Origin of the sequence: uncultured Polaribacter sp., from assembly GCF_947500975.1 — a bacterium.
Taxonomy (GTDB): domain Bacteria; phylum Bacteroidota; class Bacteroidia; order Flavobacteriales; family Flavobacteriaceae; genus Polaribacter.
In genome coordinates, this window is the sequence record NZ_CANMUE010000056.1 from 1 (window position 1) to 649 (window position 649).

1 protein-coding gene is annotated in these 649 nt (G+C 34.2%); it reads right to left on the bottom strand.

Annotated features, from left to right (window positions below):
* Window positions 1–649: DUF11 domain-containing protein (locus Q0733_RS12995; RefSeq protein WP_298782766.1), on the bottom strand; the 649-nt coding region annotated here is incomplete at its 5' end.

Here is a 649-nt window from a genome sequence, read left to right on the forward strand (position 1 = left end):
TTAATTATTATTGTTTGGTGTTGAGTCTTTATCTTTTAAAGGCAAACTATATATTTCTGCTTTATTTGTTAAAATACTTCCAATCTCAGTTACGGTTGCAGCTATTTTTAATTCTACTGTACCACTTGATGCTATTGTTAAACTGCTTAAATCCCAAATACCTGTTGATCCTACATAGGTTGTATTGTCTGGTATATCTGAGCTTGTTTCTACATAGGTTAAACCTGTAGGCAACACATCTATTACCTGAACACCGGTTACACTGAATGGACTGTTATTTGTTACCTTGATTGTAAAAATAATTTCCTCTCCTAATTTAGGTATTGTTTTATCTACAATTTTTGTTAAACTAAGGTCTACATCACAAACACTTTTTGTATCGTCTGTAGCGTATGTTGAATAAATAGAGGTATAACCTAGTGCTCCATCTAATGGACTACCATTTGCTGTATCTACAATATCTGCCAAACCATCTCCATTTGTATCCCAATTTGCATCTGTACTTGGAAAAACATAGTCTATTGTGGTATCTGTGGTTGCTCCTGCTTCAAAGGCATCTGAACATCCATCGTCATCACTATCAGTGTCTAAATAATCTGGTGTACCATCATCATCTGTGTCTATACATTCTGACGCTTCTGAAAAAATA